Source organism: Cellulomonas sp. GTC20042, from assembly GCF_055389595.1.
The window spans coordinates 1980256-1999784 of record NZ_AP043678.1; the positions used below are offsets into that span (position 1 = coordinate 1980256).

General features: G+C 73.2%; 18 protein-coding genes. 15 read left to right on the top strand and 3 right to left on the bottom strand.

The features are described from left to right. Window positions 1-27: 27 nt before the first annotated feature. Entirely contained in the window at window positions 28-717 is a 690-nt protein-coding gene (locus tag ACZ5HG_RS09085; protein ID WP_464181947.1) for an MBL fold metallo-hydrolase, read from the bottom strand. After that, complete coding sequence (locus tag ACZ5HG_RS09090; RefSeq protein ID WP_464181948.1) at window positions 714-2576, bottom strand: glycoside hydrolase family 15 protein; 1863 nt, start codon at window positions 2574-2576, stop codon at window positions 714-716. The genes ACZ5HG_RS09085 and ACZ5HG_RS09090 overlap by 4 nt, the downstream gene beginning before the upstream one ends. Before the next feature lie 115 nt (window positions 2577-2691). On the opposite strand from ACZ5HG_RS09090, the gene uvrA reads away from it, so the two are divergent. Further along, the gene (gene uvrA / locus ACZ5HG_RS09095; RefSeq protein ID WP_464181951.1) at window positions 2692-5553 is read left to right on the top strand and encodes an excinuclease ABC subunit UvrA; all 2862 of its coding nucleotides are present in this window, start codon (window positions 2692-2694) and stop codon (window positions 5551-5553) included. Between the two features lie 148 nt (window positions 5554-5701). Here uvrA and ACZ5HG_RS09100 read toward each other — a convergent pair whose 3' ends face one another. Next, the gene (locus ACZ5HG_RS09100) at window positions 5702-6202 is read right to left on the bottom strand and encodes an OsmC family protein (RefSeq protein ID WP_464181952.1); all 501 of its coding nucleotides are present in this window, start codon (window positions 6200-6202) and stop codon (window positions 5702-5704) included. 59 nt (window positions 6203-6261) lie between these two features. Between ACZ5HG_RS09100 and uvrC the strand changes: the two genes are divergently transcribed. The 14 genes from uvrC (at window position 6262) to ACZ5HG_RS09170 (ending at window position 19491) form a co-directional block, all read left to right on the top strand. After that, on the top strand, window positions 6262-8364 hold the full coding sequence (gene uvrC, locus ACZ5HG_RS09105) for an excinuclease ABC subunit UvrC (RefSeq protein WP_464181953.1): 2103 nt from the start codon (window positions 6262-6264) through the stop codon (window positions 8362-8364). Beyond that, entirely contained in the window at window positions 8361-9305 is a 945-nt protein-coding gene (gene rapZ / locus ACZ5HG_RS09110; RefSeq protein WP_464181954.1) for an RNase adapter RapZ, read from the top strand. The genes uvrC and rapZ overlap by 4 nt, the downstream gene beginning before the upstream one ends. Before the next feature lie 2 nt (window positions 9306-9307). Continuing rightward, window positions 9308-10303 (top strand): gluconeogenesis factor YvcK family protein, encoded by a 996-nt coding sequence (locus ACZ5HG_RS09115; RefSeq protein WP_464181956.1) that lies wholly within the window; start codon window positions 9308-9310, stop codon window positions 10301-10303. Window positions 10304-10307: 4 nt separating this feature from the next. Continuing rightward, on the top strand, window positions 10308-11288 hold the full coding sequence (gene whiA / locus ACZ5HG_RS09120) for a DNA-binding protein WhiA (RefSeq protein ID WP_464181958.1): 981 nt from the start codon (window positions 10308-10310) through the stop codon (window positions 11286-11288). Window positions 11289-11523: 235 nt separating this feature from the next. After that, complete coding sequence (gap, locus tag ACZ5HG_RS09125; RefSeq protein ID WP_464181960.1) at window positions 11524-12528, top strand: type I glyceraldehyde-3-phosphate dehydrogenase; 1005 nt, start codon at window positions 11524-11526, stop codon at window positions 12526-12528. Window positions 12529-12717: 189 nt separating this feature from the next. Continuing rightward, window positions 12718-13905, top strand: coding sequence for a phosphoglycerate kinase (locus ACZ5HG_RS09130; RefSeq protein ID WP_464181962.1), 1188 nt, complete (start codon window positions 12718-12720; stop codon window positions 13903-13905). A gap of 4 nt (window positions 13906-13909) precedes the next feature. Beyond that, window positions 13910-14686 (top strand): triose-phosphate isomerase, encoded by a 777-nt coding sequence (gene tpiA, locus ACZ5HG_RS09135; RefSeq protein WP_464181964.1) that lies wholly within the window; start codon window positions 13910-13912, stop codon window positions 14684-14686. Between the two features lie 220 nt (window positions 14687-14906). After that, window positions 14907-15149: a preprotein translocase subunit SecG gene (secG, locus tag ACZ5HG_RS09140; RefSeq protein WP_464181966.1), complete on the top strand. Its 243-nt coding sequence runs from the start codon at window positions 14907-14909 to the stop codon at window positions 15147-15149. 13 nt (window positions 15150-15162) lie between these two features. Further along, on the top strand, window positions 15163-15519 hold the full coding sequence (locus ACZ5HG_RS09145) for an RNA polymerase-binding protein RbpA (RefSeq protein WP_464181968.1): 357 nt from the start codon (window positions 15163-15165) through the stop codon (window positions 15517-15519). A 278-nt stretch (window positions 15520-15797) separates the two neighbouring features. Continuing rightward, window positions 15798-16079 carry a hypothetical protein gene (locus ACZ5HG_RS09150; RefSeq protein ID WP_464181970.1) on the top strand — a complete coding sequence of 94 codons (282 nt, stop codon included), beginning with the start codon at window positions 15798-15800 and terminating at the stop codon, window positions 16077-16079. 61 nt (window positions 16080-16140) lie between these two features. Next, entirely contained in the window at window positions 16141-16758 is a 618-nt protein-coding gene (locus tag ACZ5HG_RS09155; RefSeq protein ID WP_464181972.1) for a hypothetical protein, read from the top strand. A 44-nt stretch (window positions 16759-16802) separates the two neighbouring features. Next, window positions 16803-17801, top strand: a complete 999-nt coding sequence (locus tag ACZ5HG_RS09160) for a peptidoglycan-binding domain-containing protein (protein WP_464181973.1) — start codon at window positions 16803-16805, stop codon at window positions 17799-17801. Between the two features lie 107 nt (window positions 17802-17908). Next, window positions 17909-18421 (top strand): ATP-binding cassette domain-containing protein, encoded by a 513-nt coding sequence (locus tag ACZ5HG_RS09165; RefSeq protein ID WP_464181974.1) that lies wholly within the window; start codon window positions 17909-17911, stop codon window positions 18419-18421. Further along, window positions 18418-19491: a hypothetical protein gene (locus ACZ5HG_RS09170; protein ID WP_464181976.1), complete on the top strand. Its 1074-nt coding sequence runs from the start codon at window positions 18418-18420 to the stop codon at window positions 19489-19491. The genes ACZ5HG_RS09165 and ACZ5HG_RS09170 overlap by 4 nt, the downstream gene beginning before the upstream one ends. Window positions 19492-19529: the final 38 nt, after the last annotated feature.

A 19529-nucleotide genomic window follows, 5' to 3' on the forward strand; every position in this document is an offset into this window, starting at 1 on the left:
CCGATGCCCGCGCAGCAGTGGTCGTGGTCACCAGCCGCGCGCCCACCAGGACGGCAGGTGCGGCCGCTCCGCGCCGAGGGTGGTGTCGTCGCCGTGGCCGGGCAGCACGCGGGTGTCGTCCGCCAGCGGGTCGAAGACGCGCTCGGTGAGGTCGGTCATCAACGAGGCGAAGTCGGCGGGGGTGGTGGTGCGCCCGGGGCCGCCGGGGAACAGCGAGTCGCCGGTGAGCAGGACGGTGCGGTCGGCGCCGTCGCGCAGCGCGAGGGCGACGGCGCCGGGGGTGTGGCCGCGCAGCGTGATCACGTCCAGGGTGAGCGCGCCGATCGTCAGCCGGTCGCCGTGGCCGAGCCCGCGCGGGACGGTGGTGCCGGCGTGCTCGGCGACCGCCCGCGCGTCGGGGGCACCGGCGGCGTGCGGGGAGTCGGTGGCGTCGAGCACGGCGGCGAGCGCGCCGAGGTGGTCGGCGTGCCGGTGGGTGGTGACCACCAGGTCGAGACGTCCCTCCGCCGACCCCGCGCGGACCAGGTCGAGCAGCCGGTCCGGCTCCGCGGCGGCGTCGACCAGCAGCTGCGCGCCGGTGGTCGCGCAGGTGAGCAGGTAGGCGTTGTTGTCCATCGGCCCCACCGAGAGCTTGCGCAGGGTGGCGCTGCCCAGGTCGAGGGTGGCGGCGGGGCCGCCGGGCTCGACGTGGCCGGTGTAGGTGCCCGGGTCGGTCACAGTGCGGTCGCCTCCTCGGCGGTCGGGTCGGTCGCGGTGGTCGGTGCGGGCGCGGTGCCGCCCGCCAGCGCGAGGTCGTGCGCGTGGACGGCGCGGACCAGCGTCAGGTGGGACAGCGCCTGCGGCACGTTGCCCATCATGCGGCCCGCGGCGACGTCGTACTCCTCGGCGAGCAGGCCCAGATCGGTGCGCAGACCGGTCAGCACGTCCAGCACCGCGGTCGATCCCGCGACGTCGCCCTGCCGCGCCAGCGCGTCCGCCAGCCAGCCCGAGCAGGCCAGGAACGGGTGCTCGGAGCCGCGCAGGCCGTCGTCGGTGCGCTCGGTGCGGTAGCGCAGCAGCAGGCCGGGGGCGATCTCCAGCTCGGCGCGCACCGCCGCCACCGTGCCGACCAGCCGCGGGTCGTCCGCGGGCAGGAAGCCGACCTGCACCATCTGCAGCAGCGAGGCGTCGGTGTGCCCGGCGCCCGGGTGCTGCACGAACGACCCCAGACCGGCGTCCCAGTGGTGCGCGAGCACCTCGGCGTGCACGGCGTCCCGCTCGGTGCGCCACCGGTCGACCGCCCCGTCGGCGGCGGGCAGCCCGTGCTGCTCGACGGCCCGCACCGCGCGATCGAGGGCCGCCCAGGCCATCACCGCCGAGTGGGTGAACCGCCGGGGCGCGCCGCGCACCTCCCAGATCCCGCTGTCCGGCGTGCGCCAGGTGCGGCAGAGGTGCTCGACCAGGTGGGTCTGCAGCGACCAGGAGTCCGCGCTCTCCTCGATCCCGGCCTCACGCGCCAGGTGCAGCGCGCACATCACCTCGCCCAGCACGTCGTTCTGCACCTGCCCGACGGCGGCGTTGCCCACCCGCACCGGCCGGGATCCTGCGTAGCCGGGCAGGTGGTCGAGGGTGCGCTCGGGCAGGTCCCGCCGCCCGTCCAGCCCGTACATGATCTGCACGTCCGCCGGGTCGCCGGCCACCGCGCGCAGCAGCCACTGCCGCCAGTCCTGCGCCTCCTCCCGGTAGCCGTGCTCCAGCAGCGCCTCCAGGGTCATCGCCGCGTCCCGCAGCCAGCAGTACCGGTAGTCCCAGTTGCGCTCGCCGCCGAGGTCCTCGGGCAGGGAGGTGGTGACCGCCGCCGCGATCCCGCCGGTCTCGGCGTCGGTGAGCAGCCGGAGCACCAGCAGCGAGCGGACCACGGCCTCCCGGTAGGAGCCCTGGTAGCGGCAGCGACGCGCCCAGCGGCCCCAGCGGGCCTCGGTGGCCTCCACCCGGTGCTCCAGGTGCGGGCGGCGGGGGACCGGCCGCCAGGACGGCGACCAGGTGAGCGACAGCTCGACGCTCTCGCCGGCGGCCAGGCTGAAGGTGTCGGTGTGCGCGTGGTCGTCCGGCACCGGCAGGCGGTCACCGCGCAGCACCAGCGCGTCCGGACCGGCGACCGCCTGGATCACCTCGGCCCCGTCGGGATCGGTCACCCGGTGCACCCACGGCTGCACGGCGCCGTAGCCGAACCGGACCACCCACTCGTGCCGGACGGTCACGGTGCCCTCGGTGGCGGCGATCCGCCGGACCAGGTCGCAGCGGTCGTCGCCCAGCGGCATCGCGTCCAGCAGCACGGCCGTTCCGGTCGGCGTGCGGAAGGTGGTCTCCAGCACGAAGGACTCGCCCAGGTAGCGCCGCTCGACCTCGGCGTCGGGCACCGTGAGCAGCCAGCGGCCGTGCCGGGGGTCGCCGAGCAGGGCCGCGAAGCAGGCGGGGGAGTCGACCCGCGGCACGCACAGCCAGTCCACCGATCCGGTGCGGGAGACCAGGGCCGCGGTGCGTCCGTCGCCGAGCACGGCGTAGTCGTCGATCGGGGTGGGCGAGCGGTCGGGCATGGCGCCATCATGCGACGTCAGGGGCCCGTGCACCCGTCGGGACGGGGTCCCGCGCGAGGGGTTCGGCATTCGAACAGGTGTGCGGATGTCAGTCCCGGCACGTACCATGGCGCCCGTGAACGATCGACTGGTGGTCCAGGGGGCCCGCGAGCACAACCTCCGCAACGTCGACCTGGACCTGCCCCGTGACCGGCTCATCGTCTTCACGGGTCTGTCGGGCTCGGGCAAGTCCTCGCTGGCCTTCGACACGATCTTCGCGGAGGGCCAGCGCCGCTACGTGGAGTCCCTGTCGGCCTACGCCCGGCAGTTCCTCGGGCAGATGGACAAGCCCGACGTCGACTTCATCGAGGGGCTGTCCCCGGCGGTGTCGATCGACCAGAAGTCGACCAACCGCAACCCCCGGTCGACGGTCGGCACGATCACCGAGGTCTACGACTACCTGCGCCTGCTGTTCGCCCGCGCCGGCGTGCAGCACTGCCCGGTCTGCGGCGAGCGCGTGATCGCGCAGACCCCGCAGCAGATCGTCGACCGCCTGCTCGAGCTGCCCGAGGGCACTCGCTACCAGGTGCTCGCGCCGGTCGTCCGCGGCCGCAAGGGCGAGTACGCCGACCTGTTCGCCGAGCTCCAGGCCAAGGGCTTCTCCCGCGCGCGGGTCGACGGCGAGGTGATCCAGCTCAGCCAGCCGCCGACGCTGGAGAAGAAGCTCAAGCACGACATCGAGGTCGTCGTGGACCGCCTCGTGTCCCGCGAGGGCGTGCAGCGCCGGCTCACCGACTCGATCGAGACCGCGCTGCCGCTGGCCGGCGGTCTGGTCGTGATCGAGCTGGTCGACGCCGACATCGACGACCTCGGGCGCGAGATGCGGTTCTCCGAGCACCGCGCCTGCCCGAACGACCACCAGCTCACGCTGGAGGAGATCGAGCCCCGGACGTTCTCGTTCAACGCGCCCTACGGCGCCTGCCCGGAGTGCACCGGCCTCGGCATGCGGCTGGAGGTCGACCCCGACCTGGTCGTGCCGGACGAGGACCTGTCCCTGCGCGACGGGGCGGTGGCGCCGTGGGCGCAGATCTCCTCGGAGTACTTCGAGCGGGTGCTGACCGCCCTCGCCGACGACCTCGGCTTCTCGATGGACGTGCCGTGGCGCGCCCTGCCGCAGCGCGCCAAGGACGCGGTGCTGCACGGCGAGAACCACAAGGTGCACGTCAAGTACAAGAACCGCTGGGGCCGTGAGCGCCAGTACTCCACCGGCTTCGAGGGCGTGCTGACCTTCCTCGAGCGGCGCCACCAGGAGACCGAGTCCGAGTGGAGCAAGGAGAAGTACGAGGCCTTCATGCGCGAGGTCCCGTGCCCCGCCTGCGACGGCGCCCGCCTCAAGCCCGAGGTGCTGGCCGTGCTGGTCGGCGGCCGGTCGATCGCGGACGTGTGCTCGCTGCCGATCCGCGCCGCCCGTGACTTCCTCGACACCCTGGAGCTCGGCGAGCGCGAGAAGCAGATCGCCGCGCAGGTGCTCAAGGAGATCCAGGCCCGGCTCGGCTTCCTGCTCGACGTCGGCCTGGACTACCTGTCGCTGTCCCGCGCCGCCGCGACCCTCTCCGGCGGCGAGGCGCAGCGCATCCGCCTGGCGACGCAGATCGGCTCCGGCCTGGTCGGCGTGCTCTACGTGCTGGACGAGCCGTCGATCGGCCTGCACCAGCGCGACAACCGCCGGCTGATCGACACCCTCACCCGCCTGCGCGACCTGGGCAACACCCTGATCGTGGTCGAGCACGACGAGGACACCATCCGCACCGCCGACTGGATCGTGGACGTCGGCCCCGGCGCCGGCGAGCACGGCGGCCACGTGGTGCACTCCGGCGACCTCGCCGGCCTGCTCGCGTCGCAGGAGTCGGTCACGGGTGCCTACCTGTCCGGCCGCCGGCAGATCCCCATGCCCGCGACCCGCCGCGCGATCGACAAGAAGCGTCAGGTCACCGTGGTCGGCGCCCGCGAGCACAACCTGCAGAACATCGACGTGTCCTTCCCGCTCGGCGTGCTCACCGCCGTCACCGGGGTCTCCGGCTCCGGCAAGTCGACGCTGGTCAACTCGATCCTCTACACGGTGATGGCCAACGAGCTGAACCACGCCCGCCGCGTGGCCGGCCGGCACAAGCGGGTCACCGGCCTGGAGCACCTGGACAAGGTCGTGCACGTCGACCAGGGGCCGATCGGTCGCACCCCGCGGTCCAACCCCGCCACCTACACCGGCGTGTGGGACCGGATCCGCAAGCTGTTCGCGGAGACGACCGAGGCCAAGGTGCGCGGCTACACCGCCGGGCGGTTCTCCTTCAACGTCAAGGGCGGGCGCTGCGAGGCGTGCTCCGGCGACGGCACCCTGAAGATCGAGATGAACTTCCTGCCGGACGTCTACGTCCCCTGCGAGGTCTGCCACGGGGCCCGGTACAACCGGGAGACCCTCGAGGTGCACTTCAAGGGCAAGACGGTCGCCGACGTGCTGGACATGCCGATCGAGGAGGCCGCGGAGTTCTTCGCCGCCGTCCCCGCGATCAGCCGCCACCTGAAGACCCTGGTCGACGTCGGCCTGGGCTACGTCCGGCTCGGCCAGCCGGCGACCACGCTGTCCGGCGGCGAGGCGCAGCGCGTCAAGCTCGCCTCCGAGCTGCAGCGCCGGTCCAGCGGGCGCACCGTGTACGTCCTGGACGAGCCCACCACCGGCCTGCACTTCGAGGACATCCGCCGCCTGCTCGGCGTGCTCCAGTCGCTGGTCGACAAGGGCAACTCCGTCATGGTGATCGAGCACAACCTCGACGTGATCAAGAACGCCGACTGGGTGATCGACATGGGCCCCGAGGGTGGCAGCGGTGGCGGCACCGTCGTCGCGCAGGGCACGCCGGAGCACATCGCCGGCGTCGCGGCGAGCCACACCGGGCGGTTCCTCGCCGAGGTGCTGGGCCAGGAGCAGGAGCAGGTCAGCGCCTGATCGACGCGGCAGCGGCCCCGACCCCTCCACGGGGCGGGGCCGTCGCCGTTCCCCGGGGTTCGGAGCGCGGGGTCCGAGGGCGCACGGATCCGCGCGGCGCCTGACGTGCAGGGTTCGACGTCCGACGCGCCGGGAGCCGCGCAGCGGGTCAGTGCTGCTCGACGGCCACGGGCGCCGGTTCGGTGCGCACCGGGAAGCTCACCGACCGGGCGATGAAGCAGTGCTCGTGCGCCTTCCGGTGCACCTCGGCCAGCAGCGCGTCCAGGTCGCGCGCACCCGCGGCATCCTCGGGCTCACGTACGGTCACGCGCGGATGCAGCGTGACCTCGGTGAACTCGCCGTGCCCGGCCGCCGCCACGCGCATCGTCCCCGACGCCTGATCGGCGTAGCCGACGACCACCACACCCTCCACCGCTGCCAGGTGCAGGAACCAGAGCATGTGGCACTGCGCGAGCGCCGCCACCAGCAGGTCCTCCGGCGTGTGCCGGGCAGGGTCGCCGCGGAACGCGGGATCGGCGGAGCCGGCGATCACCGGCTTGCCCTCCACGTGCACGTCGTGGTCGCGGGTGTAGTCGCGGTACCCGGTGGTCCCGGTCGCCCCGGCGCCGGTCCAGACGACCTCCGCGGTGTACGTGTGCAGGAGTCCCATCGCCCGAGGGTACCCGGGGGGTTCGGGCCCTGTGGGTGGGGCGAACTAGGCTCGTCCGCATGGCTGATCCCGCGACCTACCGCCCCGCCCCCGGGGAGATCCCGGACCAGCCGGGCGTCTACCGGTTCCGGGACGAGCACGGCCGGGTGATCTACGTCGGCAAGGCGAAGAGCCTGCGGCAGCGCCTCAACAGCTACTTCCAGGACGTCGGCGGCCTGCACCCGCGCACGCAGACCATGGTGACCACGGCGGCCTCCGTGCAGTGGACCGTGGTCGGGACCGAGGTCGAGGCGCTGGCGCTGGAGTACTCCTGGATCAAGGAGTTCGACCCGCGGTTCAACGTGAAGTACCGCGACGACAAGTCCTACCCGTACCTCGCGGTCACCCTGGCGGAGCGGTTCCCCCGGGTGCAGGTGATGCGCGGCGCCAAGCGGCCGGGCACCCGGTACTTCGGCCCCTACGCGCACGCCTGGGCGATCCGGGAGACCGTCGACCTGCTGCTGCGGGTGTTCCCGGTGCGTACCTGCTCGGCGGGGGTGTTCAAGCGCGCGGGGCAGCAGGGCCGGCCGTGCCTGCTCGGCTACATCGACAAGTGCTCGGCGCCGTGCGTCGGCCGGATCTCCGAGGTGGACCACCACACGCTCGCCGAGGAGTTCGCGGAGTTCATGGCGGGGGACACCGCCCGGTTCACCAAGCGGCTCACCGCGCGGATGAAGGAGGCCGCCGCCGAGCTGGACTTCGAGCAGGCGGCCCGGCTGCGCGACGACATCGTGGCGCTGGAGCGGGCGACCGAGAAGAACGCCGTGGTGCTGTCCGACGGCACGGACGCGGACATCTTCGCGCTGGTCGGCGACGAGCTCGAGGCCGCCGTGCAGGTGTTCCACGTCCGGGACGGGCGCATCCGGGGCCAGCGCGGCTGGATCGTGGAGAAGGTCGAGGACGCCACCGACGCCGACCTGGTCGAGCACCTGCTCCAGCAGGTCTACGGCTCCGAGGCCACCGACGACGGCGCGACCGGTGCCGCCGCCGGGTCCGTCCCGCGCGAGGTGCTGGTGCCGGAGCTGCCGCCGGAGCCGGAGCAGGTGCAGACGTGGCTGACCGGCCTGCGCGGCAGCAAGGTGTTCCTGCGCGTCCCGCAGCGCGGCGAGAAGCACGAGCTGGCCGAGACGGTGCGCAAGAACGCCGAGCACGCGCTCGCCCTGCACCGCACCCGCCGCTCCGGCGACCTCACCACCCGCAGCCAGGCGCTGCGCGAGATCCAGGAGGCGCTGGGCCTGGAGTCGGCCCCGCTGCGGATCGAGTGCTACGACGTCTCGCACAACCAGGGCACCTACCAGGTCGCGTCGATGGTGGTCTTCGAGGACGGGCTCGCGCGCAAGAGCGAGTACCGGCAGTTCTCGATCCGCGGATCCGAGGGCGAGGGCGCCCGCGACGACACCGAGGCGATGCACGAGGTGATCACCCGGCGGTTCCGGCGCTACCTGGCCGAGCGCGAGCAGGCCGGCGACCTGGAGCTCGGTCTGGGGGAGGACCAGGTCGCCGAGGCGATGGCCGACGCCGACGCCGGACCCGCGCGCTCCGGCCCGGTCGACCCGACCACCGGTCGCCCGCAGCGCTTCGCGTACCCGCCCAACCTGGTCGTGGTCGACGGCGGCCCGCCCCAGGTCGCCGCGGCCGCCGCCGCGCTGGCCGAGCTCGGGATCGACGACGTCGCGCTCTGCGGCCTCGCCAAGCGCCTGGAGGAGGTCTGGGTGCCGGGCGACGAGTACCCGGTGATCCTGGAGCGCTCATCCGAGGGGCTGTACCTGCTCCAGCGGCTGCGCGACGAAGCCCACCGGTTCGCGATCACCGCGCACCGCAAGCGGCGCAGCAAGGGCATGACGGTGTCGGCGCTGGACGGCGTTCCCGGCCTCGGCCCCGCGCGCTCGGCGGCGCTGCTCAAGCACTTCGGCTCGCTCAAGCGGCTGCGTGCGGCGTCGGCCGAGGAGATCGCCACCGTGCCCGGCATGGGCGACCGCACCGCCGCCGCGGTGGTCCGCGCGCTGCACCCCGAGGCGGCGGTCCCGGACCCGGCGGTGCCCGAGCCGGCGACCGCTCCCGAGGACGACGCGAACGCCCCCCGACCTGCAGATGCGGGCGCGGCTGGCATGCTGGGGGCATGAGCAGCGACCCCTCGCCGATCACGGTCCCGCACGGCATCCCGGCCATCGAGAGGGCCACGCAGGCGCCCCGCGTCAGCGAGCCGCACCTGCTGATCATCACCGGCATGTCCGGCGCCGGCCGCTCGCGTGCCGGGGCGGTGCTGGAGGACCTCGGCTGGTACGTCGTGGACAACCTGCCCGCGCAGATGCTCACTCACCTGGTCGGCATGCTCACCCACGGCGGGCCGCCGAGCGGCGAGCTGCGGCTGGCCGCGGTGGTCGACGTGCGCGGGCGCGAGTTCTTCGCCGCGCTGACCGGGGTGCTCGACCAGCTGCGCGAGTCCGGCGTCGACTACAAGATCATCTACCTCGACGCCTCGGACGAGGTGCTGGTCCGCCGGTACGAGCAGGTCCGCCGCCCGCACCCCCTGCAGGGCGAGGGCCGGATCCTGGACGGCATCGCCGCCGAGCGCGCCCTGCTCGCCGAGATCCGTGACCGCGCCGACGTGCTGATCGACTCCTCCGAGACCAACGTGCACGAGCTCGCCCGCATCGTGCGGAACGCCGTCTCGGTCACCGAGGAGGAGGCGCTGCGGATCAACGTGATCTCCTTCGGCTTCAAGTACGGCATCCCGCTGGACGCGGACCACGTGGTCGACGTGCGCTTCCTGGCGAACCCGTACTGGATCAGCGAGCTGCGGCACCTGTCCGGGCGGGACGCCCCGGTGCGCGACTACGTGCTCGGCCTGCCCGGCGCCCGCACCTTCGTGGACCGCTACGTCGCGGCCCTGGAGCCGGTGCTCGCCGGGTACCTCCAGGAGGAGAAGCGCTACGTGACGATCGCGGTCGGCTGCACCGGCGGCAAGCACCGCTCGGTGGCGATCAGCGAGGCCGTCGCCGCCCGCCTGCGCGCGAGCGGCCAGCGGGTCACGGTCGCCGCGCGGGACCTCGGCAAGGAGTAGCCGTGACGCAGGGGGAGCGCCCCGCGTTCGTCGCGCTCGGCGGCGGTCACGGGCTGTCGGCGACGCTGTCGGCGCTGCGCCGGGTGTCGGACCGGATCACGGCGGTGGTCACGGTGGCGGACGACGGCGGGTCCTCGGGCCGGCTGCGCGACGAGCTGGACGTGCTGCCGCCGGGCGACCTGCGCATGGCGCTGTCCGCGCTCTGCGACGACTCCGACTGGGGGCGCACGTGGCGCGACGTGCTCCAGCACCGCTTCACGTCCTCCGGCGACCTCGACCACCACGCGGTCGGCAACCTGCTGATCGTCGCCCTGTGGGAGCTGCTGGGGGACACCGTCGACGGCCTGGACTGGGTCGGCAAGCTGCTGGGGGCCCGGGGCCGGGTGCTGCCCATGGCGGCGGTGCCGCTCGCGATCGAGGCCGACGTGCTGCGCCCGGACGGCTCCACGACCACGGTGACCGGTCAGAGCCGGGTGGCGGTCGCGCGCGGGCAGATCACCCACCTGCGGCTCACCCCCGAGGCCCCGCCGGCGCTGCCCGAGGCGGTGCAGGCGGTCGAGCAGGCGGACTGGGTGGTGCTCGGACCGGGCTCCTGGTACACCTCCGTGATCCCGCACCTGCTGGTCCCGGACCTGGCAGACGCCCTGCGCCGCACCCGTGCCCGCCGGATCGTCGCGCTCAACCTGGTGCCGGAGTCGGAGACCGCCGGCATGGGCCCCTGCGAGCACCTGGACGCGCTGCGCGACCACGCCGGCGACCTGCGGGTGGACGCCGTGATCGCCGATCCCGGGTCGGTGGACGACGTGGACGCCCTGGAGGCGCGCGCCGCGGCGCTCGGCGGGCGGCTGCTGCTCCGGCAGGTGCGACGCGGGGACGGCTCGCCGCGGCACGACGCGCTGCGGCTCGCCGCGGCGATCAGCGACGTCGTCGAGGACTTCCTCGGCGACGTGGGGGACCGCAGCGCGGCCCCGGGCACCGGTCAGGGGATGGCAGGATGACGGCATGGCTCTGACGGCACAGGTGAAGGACGAGCTGGCGCGGCTCCAGATCGACAAGACATCGTGCCGGAAGGCCGAGGTGGCGGCGACGCTGCGTTTCGCGGGCGGGCTGCACATCATCTCCGGCCGGATCGTGATCGAGGCGGAGCTGGACACCGGCGCCGCGGCACGTCGGCTGCGCCAGGCCATCGCGGAGGTCTACGGGCACACGTCCGAGATCATCGTGGTGCAGGGCGGCGGCCTGCGCCGTGGCAGCCGCTACGTGGTGCGCGTGGTCAAGGACGGCGAGTCCCTGGCCCGCCAGACCGGCCTGCTGGACAACCGCGGTCGCCCGGTGCGCGGGCTGCCCCCGCAGATCGTCGCGGCCGGCCAGCAGGAGGCGGAGGCCGCCTGGCGCGGCGCGTTCCTGGCGCACGGCTCGCTCACCGAGCCCGGCCGGTCGTCCTCGCTGGAGGTCACCTGCCCCGGCCCCGAGGCGGCGCTCGCGCTGGTCGGCGCCGCGCGGCGGCTGCAGATCCCCGCCAAGGCCCGCGAGGTGCGCAACGTCGACCGCGTGGTGATCCGGGACGGCGACGCCATCTCGGCGATGCTCGCCCGCCTCGGCGCGCACGAGACGCTGCTGGTCTGGGAGGAGCGCCGGGTGCGCCGCGAGGTGCGCGGCACCGCGAACCGGCTGGCGAACTTCGACGACGCCAACCTGCGCCGCTCGGCGCGGGCCGCGGTGGCCGCCGGCGCCCGGGTGGAGCGCGCCTTCGAGATCCTCGGCGCCGACGTGCCCGAGCACCTGCGCGAGGCCGGCGAGCTGCGGCTCGCGCACAAGGAGGCCTCGCTGGAGGAGCTCGGCCGGCTGGCGCAGCCCGCGCTCACCAAGGACGCGGTGGCGGGCCGGATCCGCCGGCTGCTCGCCACCGCCGACAAGCGCGCGCAGGACCTCGGGATCCCGGACACCGAGGCCGGTCTCAGCCCGGACCTGCTGGATCTCTAGGGCCGTCGCCCCTCGTGCGCGCGTGCGCGGGCGCGGTGGGTGCGTGGTCAGACCTAGGTCCCTGCGACCACTGCGCGCGGGGTATAGGCTTGGAGCCAACCGGAGACCTCAAGCGGGTCAAGACCATGTGACGAACATGTGACCTGCGGTCACCGGCCCCACGCACAGCGTCGTGCGTAGTCCATCACCGCAACAGTGTGCGTCGGCGCGTGCCGGCGCGTGCCGAGGAGGGCAAGTGACCATCAAGGTCGGCATCAACGGCTTCGGCCGCATCGGGCGCAACTTCTACCGGGCCATCGTGGCGTCGGGCGCCGACATCGAGATCGTCGGCGTCAACGACCTGACGGACAACAAGACGCTGGCTCACCTGCTGAAGTACGACACGGTGCTCGGCCGGTTCCCGCTGAGCGTGGACTTCGACGACGCGAACATCATCGTCGACGGCAAGAACATCCGCGCCCTCGAGGAGCGCGACCCGGCGAACCTCCCCTGGGCCGAGCTCGGCGCGGACATCGTCATCGAGTCGACCGGCTTCTTCACCGACGCCGAGAAGGCCAAGGCGCACATCGCCGCCGGCGCCAAGAAGGTCATCATCTCCGCCCCGGCGAAGAACGAGGACGCGACCTTCGTCATGGGCGTGAACCACACCCAGTACGACGCCGCCGCGCACCACATCATCTCCAACGCGTCCTGCACCACGAACTGCCTGGCCCCCATGGCCAAGGCGCTCAACGACGCGATCGGCATCGAGCGTGGCCTCATGACCACGATCCACGCCTACACCGGCGACCAGAACCTGCAGGACGGCCCGCACCGCGACCTCCGTCGTGCCCGCGCCGCCGCGCAGAACATCGTCCCCACCTCGACCGGTGCCGCCAAGGCCGTGGCCCTGGTGCTCCCGGAGCTCAAGGGCAAGCTCGACGGCTTCGCCATGCGCGTGCCGACGATCACCGGCTCCGCCACCGACCTGACCTTCACCGCGTCGCGCGAGGTCACCGTCGAGGAGGTCAACGCTGCGGTCAAGGCCGCCGCCGAGGGCCCGCTCAAGGGCATCCTGTCCTACACCGAGGACGAGATCGTCTCCTCCGACATCGTCACCGACCCGCACCAGAGCATCTTCGACGCGAAGCTGACCAAGGTGTCGGGCGACCTGGTGAAGGTCGTCTCCTGGTACGACAACGAGTGGGGCTACTCCAACTCCCTCGTCGCGCTGACCTCCTACGTGGGCGAGCGTCTCTGATCGTCCCGCAGCACCAGCACTGACATGCGTCCGCGTACGCCGGAGTCTCACGGCTCCGGCGTACGCGGACGCTGCTGTGCCGGGGCCTGACGGGCCCCTCGGTCGCCGCGCCGCGGCGGCACCCGCAGCACCAGGCAGCACCCGGCCGTACCGCACCGCGGCGGCCCCACCTGAGCAAGGTAGGAGAGCATGAAGACCATCGAGGACCTCGGCGACCTGCGCGGCAAGCGCGTGCTCGTCCGCTCCGACTTCAACGTGCCGCTCGACGGCACGACCATCACCGACGACGGCCGTATCCGTGCCGCCCTGCCGACCCTGTCGGGTCTGCTCGAGGCCGGCGCCCGCGTGATCGTCACCGCGCACCTGGGCCGCCCGAAGGGCGAGCCGGACGCCAAGTACTCGCTGGCCCCCGTCGCCGCCCGCCTGGGCGAGCTGCTCGGCCAGCCGGTCGCGCTGGCCGAGGACGTCGTCGGCGACTCCGCCAAGGCCACCGTCGCGGCGCTGGAGGACGGCCAGATCGCCCTCCTCGAGAACATCCGCTTCGACGCCCGCGAGACCTCCAAGGACGAGGCCGCCCGCGGCGAGCTCGCCGACGAGCTGGCCGCGCTGGCCGACGCGTTCGTCTCCGACGGCTTCGGCGTCGTGCACCGCAAGCAGGCGTCGGTCTACGACGTCGCGCTGCGTCTGCCGCACGCGGCCGGCAAGCTCGTCCTCACCGAGGTCGAGGCGCTGCGCAAGGCCGTCGAGGACCCGGAGCGTCCCTACGTCGTCGTGCTCGGCGGTGCCAAGGTCTCCGACAAGCTCGGCGTGATCGGCAACCTGATCACCAAGGCCGACAAGCTGCTCATCGGCGGCGGCATGATGTTCACCTTCCTCAAGGCCCAGGGCCACGAGGTCGGCTCCTCGCTGCTCGAGCAGGACCAGGTCGAGACGGTCAAGGGCTACCTCGCCCAGGCCGCCGAGGCCGGCGTCGAGATCGTGCTGCCGGTCGACACCCTGGTCGCCCCGGAGTTCGGCTCCGACGACTTCGAGACCGTCGCCGTCGACGCGATCCCCGCCGACAAGATGGGCCTGGACATCGGTCCGAAGTCCGGCGAGCTGTTCCGCGCCGCGATCCTCGGTGCGAAGACGATCGCCTGGAACGGCCCGATGGGCGTGTTCGAGCGTGCGGCCTACGCCGAGGGCACCAAGGCCGTCGCGCAGGCGCTGGTCGACACCGAGGGCTTCTCGATCGTCGGCGGTGGCGACTCCGCCGCGGCCGTGCGCCTGCTCGGCTTCGACGAGGCCGGCTTCGGCCACATCTCGACGGGTGGCGGCGCCTCCCTCGAGCTCCTCGAGGGCAAGACCCTCCCCGGCATCGCTGTCCTGGAGGACTGAGAACATGGCACGCACCCCCCTGATCGCGGGCAACTGGAAGCTGAACCTCGACCACCACGAGGCCGTGCACCTGGCCCAGAAGCTCGCGTGGAGCCTCAAGGACGCCAAGCACGACTTCTCGCAGGTCGAGGTCGTCGTCCTGCCGTCGTTCACCAACATCCGCTCCGTGCAGACCCTGGTCGACGCGGACAAGCTGGAGCTCGGCTACGGCGCGCAGGACGTGTCGCAGCACGCGTCCGGCGCCTACACCGGCGAGGTCTCCGCGGCGCAGCTCGCGAAGCTCGGCGTGACCTACGTGGCCGTCGGCCACTCCGAGCGTCGTGAGTACCACGGCGAGTCCGACGCGGTCGTGGCGGCCAAGGCCGTCGCCGCCTTCGGCGCGGGCATCGTCCCGATCGTCTGCGTGGGCGAGGGCCTGGAGATCCGCAAGGCCGGCGAGCACGTGTCCTACACGCTCGCGCAGCTCGAGGGCTCCCTGGCCGGCATCACCGCCGAGCAGGCCAAGTCCGTCGTGATCGCCTACGAGCCCGTGTGGGCCATCGGCACCGGCGAGGTCGCCACCCCGGAGGACGCGCAGGAGGTCTGCGAGGCCATCCGCGGCAAGCTCGCCGAGCTGTACTCGGCCGAGGTCGCCGACGCCGTGCGCGTGCTCTACGGCGGCTCGGTGAAGTCCGGCAACGCCGCGCAGATCATCGGCAAGGCCGACGTGGACGGTGCCCTCGTGGGCGGCGCCTCGCTCGACGCCGAGGAGTTCGCGAAGATCGCGCGCTTCCAGGCCTGATCCACCCGCGGCCGGTCCGGCCCCCGCACCCCGCACGGGGAGGGGCCGGACCGGCCGACGCGGCGTGACGTGCGCCGACCGGGCGACACCCGGGCGCGGGCTGCTGGCCCGGACGCCGTCACGTCGCCTACCCTGGACCGCGGTTCACCCGCACCACCCGAACATCGCACCGGGCCGACCCGGACCGGTGCCCCTTCCGACCGAGAGTTGCGACACCGTCGTGGATGCCCTCCGTATCACCCTCCAGGTCCTCCTGGTGGCCACGAGCCTGCTGCTCGTCCCGCTCGTCCTGCTGCACAAGGGCAAGGGTGGTGGCCTGTCCGACATGTTCGGCGGCGGCATCACCAGCAGCGCGGGCAGCTCCGGCGTCGCCGAGCGCAACCTGAACCGCATCACCGTGGCCGTGAGCCTGGTCTGGGCGGCCGCGATCGTGCTGCTGGGCCTGATCGAGCGCGTGAGCTGAGGGAGACACCCACATGGCGAGCGGAAGTGCGATCCGCGGGTCCCGCGTCGGCGCGGGCCCGATGGGCGAGGCGGAGCGCGGCGACGCGGCTCCCCGCATCTGGGTCTCCTACTGGTGCGCGAACGGCCACGAGACCCGCCCGAGCTTCGCGGCCGAGGCCGTCGAGGAGGCGCCCGTGACCTGGGACTGCCCGCGCTGCGGGTTCCCGGGCGGGCAGGACCAGGCGAACCCGCCGGAGCCCGTGCGCAACGAGCCGTACAAGACGCACCTGGCCTACGTGAAGGAGCGCCGCTCCGCCGAGGACGGCGAGGCGATCCTGGACGAGGCGCTGGCCGCGCTGCGTGCGCGCCGGGGTGGCCGCACGCGCTGAGCGCGTGCTGAGTCACGAGGCGAGAAGCCCTCGTCGCCGATGTGGCGACGAGGGCTTCGTGCATGCCGGCGCAGCTCCCGCGCGTGGGACCTTCGCCCCTGGATCGGTCATGCCCTCTGTGGTTGGACGTCGCGACGTCGCCCTGCTGCGGTGAGGGAAAACACTCATGTGGGGCCCGGGAGCGCCGCGCGTTCTGGCTAGCGTCAGCGCCGAGTTGCGGGACCTCCGCGGCTCTCTCAGTTCAACGACGACGGGAGAGAACGATGCAGGGCAGGCGAGTGATCACCCTGGCAGCGACGACGGCGCTGCTGATGCCGGGCTTGGTGGTGCTGGGGGCCGGCACGGCGCAGGCGGCGTGCTACTCGACGAAGACCAGCACGTCGCTGGTGTCGGCGAACGCGAGCGTGAACTACGGGAGCTGCAGGTCGGGAACGACGCGGTCGTACGCGCGGATCGGCTCGGCCAAGGGCGACTCCGGCTGGTACGCGGGCTCGACGAGCGCGTGGGCGAAGGGCATCGGGTCCACCGAGGCCCAGGCACAGGTCAGCAAGATCAAGTGAACCGATCGGGTGGAGCGGTACGCCGCTCCACCCGATCTGCTGCAAGAAAGGGGATCGTGCCATGGCACGAAGCACCCGGACGAAGCTGGTGGCCGGAGGCGTGCTGGCCTTCGCCCTGGTGGGCTGCACCAGCGAGACCAGCGCGCCGGCCGACCCGGCGACCGACGACGGGGCGCCGCTGAGCCTGAACGAGCAGTTCGTCCTCTACCGGGACGACGCGACCTCGGACTTCGAGCGCGACGTCCTCGACCGTGCGGTGACGTCGGGATCGATCGCGGCGGGTGACTACGCCGAGGCCGTCGAACGCTACCTCGCCTGCACCGAGGAGGCCGGCCACACCATCGAGGCGGTCATGCAGTCGAACGGTGTGTACCGCTGGGAGCCGCAGTCCTCGGTGGACGACAGCACCTATCTCGAGGACACGACGGCGTGCGGCCTCTCCTCCGGACTCGCGAGCATCGAAGCGCTCTACAAGCTGCAGGTCGCGAACCCGACCGGTCTGCCACAGGACGACGCGGTCGTGGCCTGCCTGCGCGAGGCCGGCGTGGTGGACGGCTCCTACGACGCCGACGCCTTCGCCGCAGACGCTGCGGCCGGGTGGGAGGGGGCGCCCTACGACGTCACCGACCCGGCGGCGACCACGTGCCTGACCTCCCTGGGCTTCGCGGTCGGTCAGTGAGCAGACAGACGGCACGGTCCCACACGACCGCACGTGTCGGTGTCATGCTGCTCGCCGGGATCGCGCTCCTCGCGGTCGGCGCGCTCGCCGCGGCGCTCGTGCTGCCGTCGCGGACACCCGCGTTCGCGGAGCAGGGCAGCGTCCCGACGTCGGCGGCGGTGACCACCCAGGTGTTCGACGACGAGCGCACGGTGACCGTCATCTCGGAGCAGGAGCCAGGCCAGGACGTCGTGGCGCCGTCGGCCGGGCGGGTCACCGCCTCGACCTGCGTCGCCGGAGCGACGGTGTCGTCCGGGGAGACCCCGTTCGCGGTGGACGGGGTGCCGGTGGTGGCTCTGGCGACCTCGGTGCCGCTGTGGCGCGACCTCGCCCCGGGCGACTCGGGCGAGGACGTCCGGGCGCTGCAGGACGAGCTCGTCAGGCTCGGGTACCCGGTCGCGGTGGACGGTCGCTACCGTGCCGCGACGCACCGGGCGGTGCGGACCCTGCTCGCGGATCGTGGCGCAGCGCTCACGGCGGCAGACCCGCTGCCGCGGGCACGGGTGCTCTGGATCCCGGCCGAGCAGGTCACGGTGGCGACCTGTGCCGCGTCGGTCGGTACTGCGGTCGAGGCGGATGACGTGCTGATCGAGCTGCCTTCCCGGCTGGTCAGACTCACTGTGGACACGGTGCTGCCGGACGTGCTACCCGGCTCGCGGGTGCTGGACATCGGCGGGGTCCTCGCCCCGACCGACGAGGTGGGGGTCGTGACCGACGAGGCCGTGCTGGGGCAGGTGGCCGCCTCGGCGGCCTTCCGGGCAGTGGTCGCAGCGGGTGAGGACTCCTTCGACACCGGGTGGGCGCTCGCCGTGCCGGTCGACCTGGCGCGTGTGCCGCCTCGGGCGCTGTTCGGCCTCTCCGGCGGCACGGGTTGCCTCTCCTCCGAGGGCACGGTGCTTCCCGTGACGGTCGTGACGTCCTCGCTCGGGGTGGCGCTCGTCGACCTCGGTGGGGCCGCTGTGCCGGAGCGGGTCGACCTGGACGTGGACGGCACCTGCCCGTGACGGCCCCAGGATCGGGTCGTGAGCTTCGGCTCGCCGGGCTCGGGCACCGCTTCGACACCGGACCCTGGCTCTTCCGCGAGGTGGCGGCGGTCTGCCTGGGTGGGACCGTGACGGCCGTGACCGGACCGTCCGGCTGCGGGAAGTCCACGCTCCTCGCCATCGCCGCCGGGGTGCTCGCCTCGACGGAGGGAACCGCGGAGCGCGTCGGGGTCGGCCACGTCGGCTGGGTGTTCCAGAATCCGCATGGGGTGCCGCGGCGGAGCGCGCTGGACCATGTGACGCTGCCGCTGCTCGCGGCAGGTGCGCGGCGCCGCGAGGCCGACGTCACGGGCCGCGAGCTGCTCGACCGTTTCGGGCTCTCCCAGGTCGCCGGGCGGGCGTTCCGGCATCTGTCCGGCGGAGAGGCGCAGAGGCTGATGCTGGCGCGCGCCGTCGCGACGGGTCCCGGCCTGCTGCTGGTGGACGAACCCACCGCGCAGCTCGACCGGACCACCGCCGACCAGGTGTCCGCGACGCTGGCGCAGACAGCGCAGGCGGGTGCGGTGGTCCTCGTCGCGACGCACGACCCGCAGGCGCGCGACGCCTGCGACGCTGTGATCGACCTGGGTGGCGTGCGATGAGGCCGTCCTCGGTGGTCGGCGAGGCCTGGCGCAATCTCTCGACGGGCACGTCGCGCGCCGCGGTGGGCACGCTCGCGCTGACCGTGCTCGTGCTGCTGTGCGCGTTGGCGGACGCTCGGGCGATCCTCGACCTGGATCGCCGCACGAGTGCGATGCTCGCCGGCGGTGGCGCCACGATCGTCCTGAGCGCTGCAGGGTCTGTCGCCGGGGAGTCCTGCGACGCGTTGGCGGACGAGCCGGGCATCGTGGGCTCGGGCGCCGTGCGCACCAGCGGGCAGCGGCTGGTCCCGTCCTCGGCGCCGGGCACCGGGGTCCCGGTCGTCGAGGTCACCGAGGGGTTGGTCGCGATGCTCGACGTCGAGCTGCGGGACGGTGCCGCGGGTGTGCTGCTCTCGACCGAGGTCGCCGACGGGATGCTCGGTGCCGACGCCACGACGATCGTCGACGAGGACGGATCAGTGGTCGCGGTCAGGGGCGTCTACGCCTGGCCGGAGGACGGCCGTGGACGGTCGCTCGCCTATGCCGCGCTGGCACCGACCCGCACGGCGGAGACCTTCGACGAGTGCTGGGCGACGGTGTGGCCGATGGACGAGCGCACCTCGGACCTGATCACCTCGGTGCTGCTGGCCTCGGCGGAACCTCCGTCTGCCTCGACGTCGGTGCTCAACACCTCGTGGGGCACCGAGTTCCGGCCGCGTGACACCTATCTCGGGCGGGACACACGATTCGCGCCGTGGGTGGCAGCTGTGGCCGGGCTGGTGCTCGGCGGGGTCCTGGTGCGGCTGCGTCGCGTGGAGCTGGCCTCTGCCCGGCAAGCCGGGGTGCAGCGGCTCGCGCTCGTCGCGCAGCTGGTGGTCGAGGCATCGGCCACGGCGCTGGTGACCGTCCTGGTCGGCCTCGCGGTGCTCGTGGTCGTGGTCCGGTCGGCGGGTACGGCGGAGCCAGGGCTGCTGACGACGGTGGCGTGCCGGTCGGTGCTGGCGGGCCCCTTCGCGTTCGTCGTGGCAACAGCGGCGGTCGGCGCGACCGCGCGAGCTGCCAGCCTGTTCCGCGACGTCCGGTCGCGCTGACCGCGGCCAGGTCGCCGGCGACGAACGACGCGACCCCG

Excerpts from the sequence above, each read along its gene's own strand:
- ACZ5HG_RS09090 (WP_464181948.1), bottom strand. The coding sequence starts at position 2,576 with ATGCCCGACCGCTCGCCCACCCCGATCGACGACTACGCCGTGCTCGGC.
- ACZ5HG_RS09100 (WP_464181952.1), bottom strand. The coding sequence starts at position 6,202 with ATGGGACTCCTGCACACGTACACCGCGGAGGTCGTCTGGACCGGCGCC.
- uvrC (WP_464181953.1), top strand. The coding sequence starts at position 6,262 with ATGGCTGATCCCGCGACCTACCGCCCCGCCCCCGGGGAGATCCCGGAC.
- rapZ (WP_464181954.1), top strand. The coding sequence starts at position 8,361 with ATGAGCAGCGACCCCTCGCCGATCACGGTCCCGCACGGCATCCCGGCC.
- whiA (WP_464181958.1), top strand. The coding sequence starts at position 10,308 with ATGGCTCTGACGGCACAGGTGAAGGACGAGCTGGCGCGGCTCCAGATC.
- ACZ5HG_RS09130 (WP_464181962.1), top strand. The coding sequence starts at position 12,718 with ATGAAGACCATCGAGGACCTCGGCGACCTGCGCGGCAAGCGCGTGCTC.
- tpiA (WP_464181964.1), top strand. The coding sequence starts at position 13,910 with ATGGCACGCACCCCCCTGATCGCGGGCAACTGGAAGCTGAACCTCGAC.
- ACZ5HG_RS09145 (WP_464181968.1), top strand. The coding sequence starts at position 15,163 with ATGGCGAGCGGAAGTGCGATCCGCGGGTCCCGCGTCGGCGCGGGCCCG.
- ACZ5HG_RS09155 (WP_464181972.1), top strand. The coding sequence starts at position 16,141 with ATGGCACGAAGCACCCGGACGAAGCTGGTGGCCGGAGGCGTGCTGGCC.
- ACZ5HG_RS09160 (WP_464181973.1), top strand. The coding sequence starts at position 16,803 with ATGCTGCTCGCCGGGATCGCGCTCCTCGCGGTCGGCGCGCTCGCCGCG.
- ACZ5HG_RS09170 (WP_464181976.1), top strand. The coding sequence starts at position 18,418 with ATGAGGCCGTCCTCGGTGGTCGGCGAGGCCTGGCGCAATCTCTCGACG.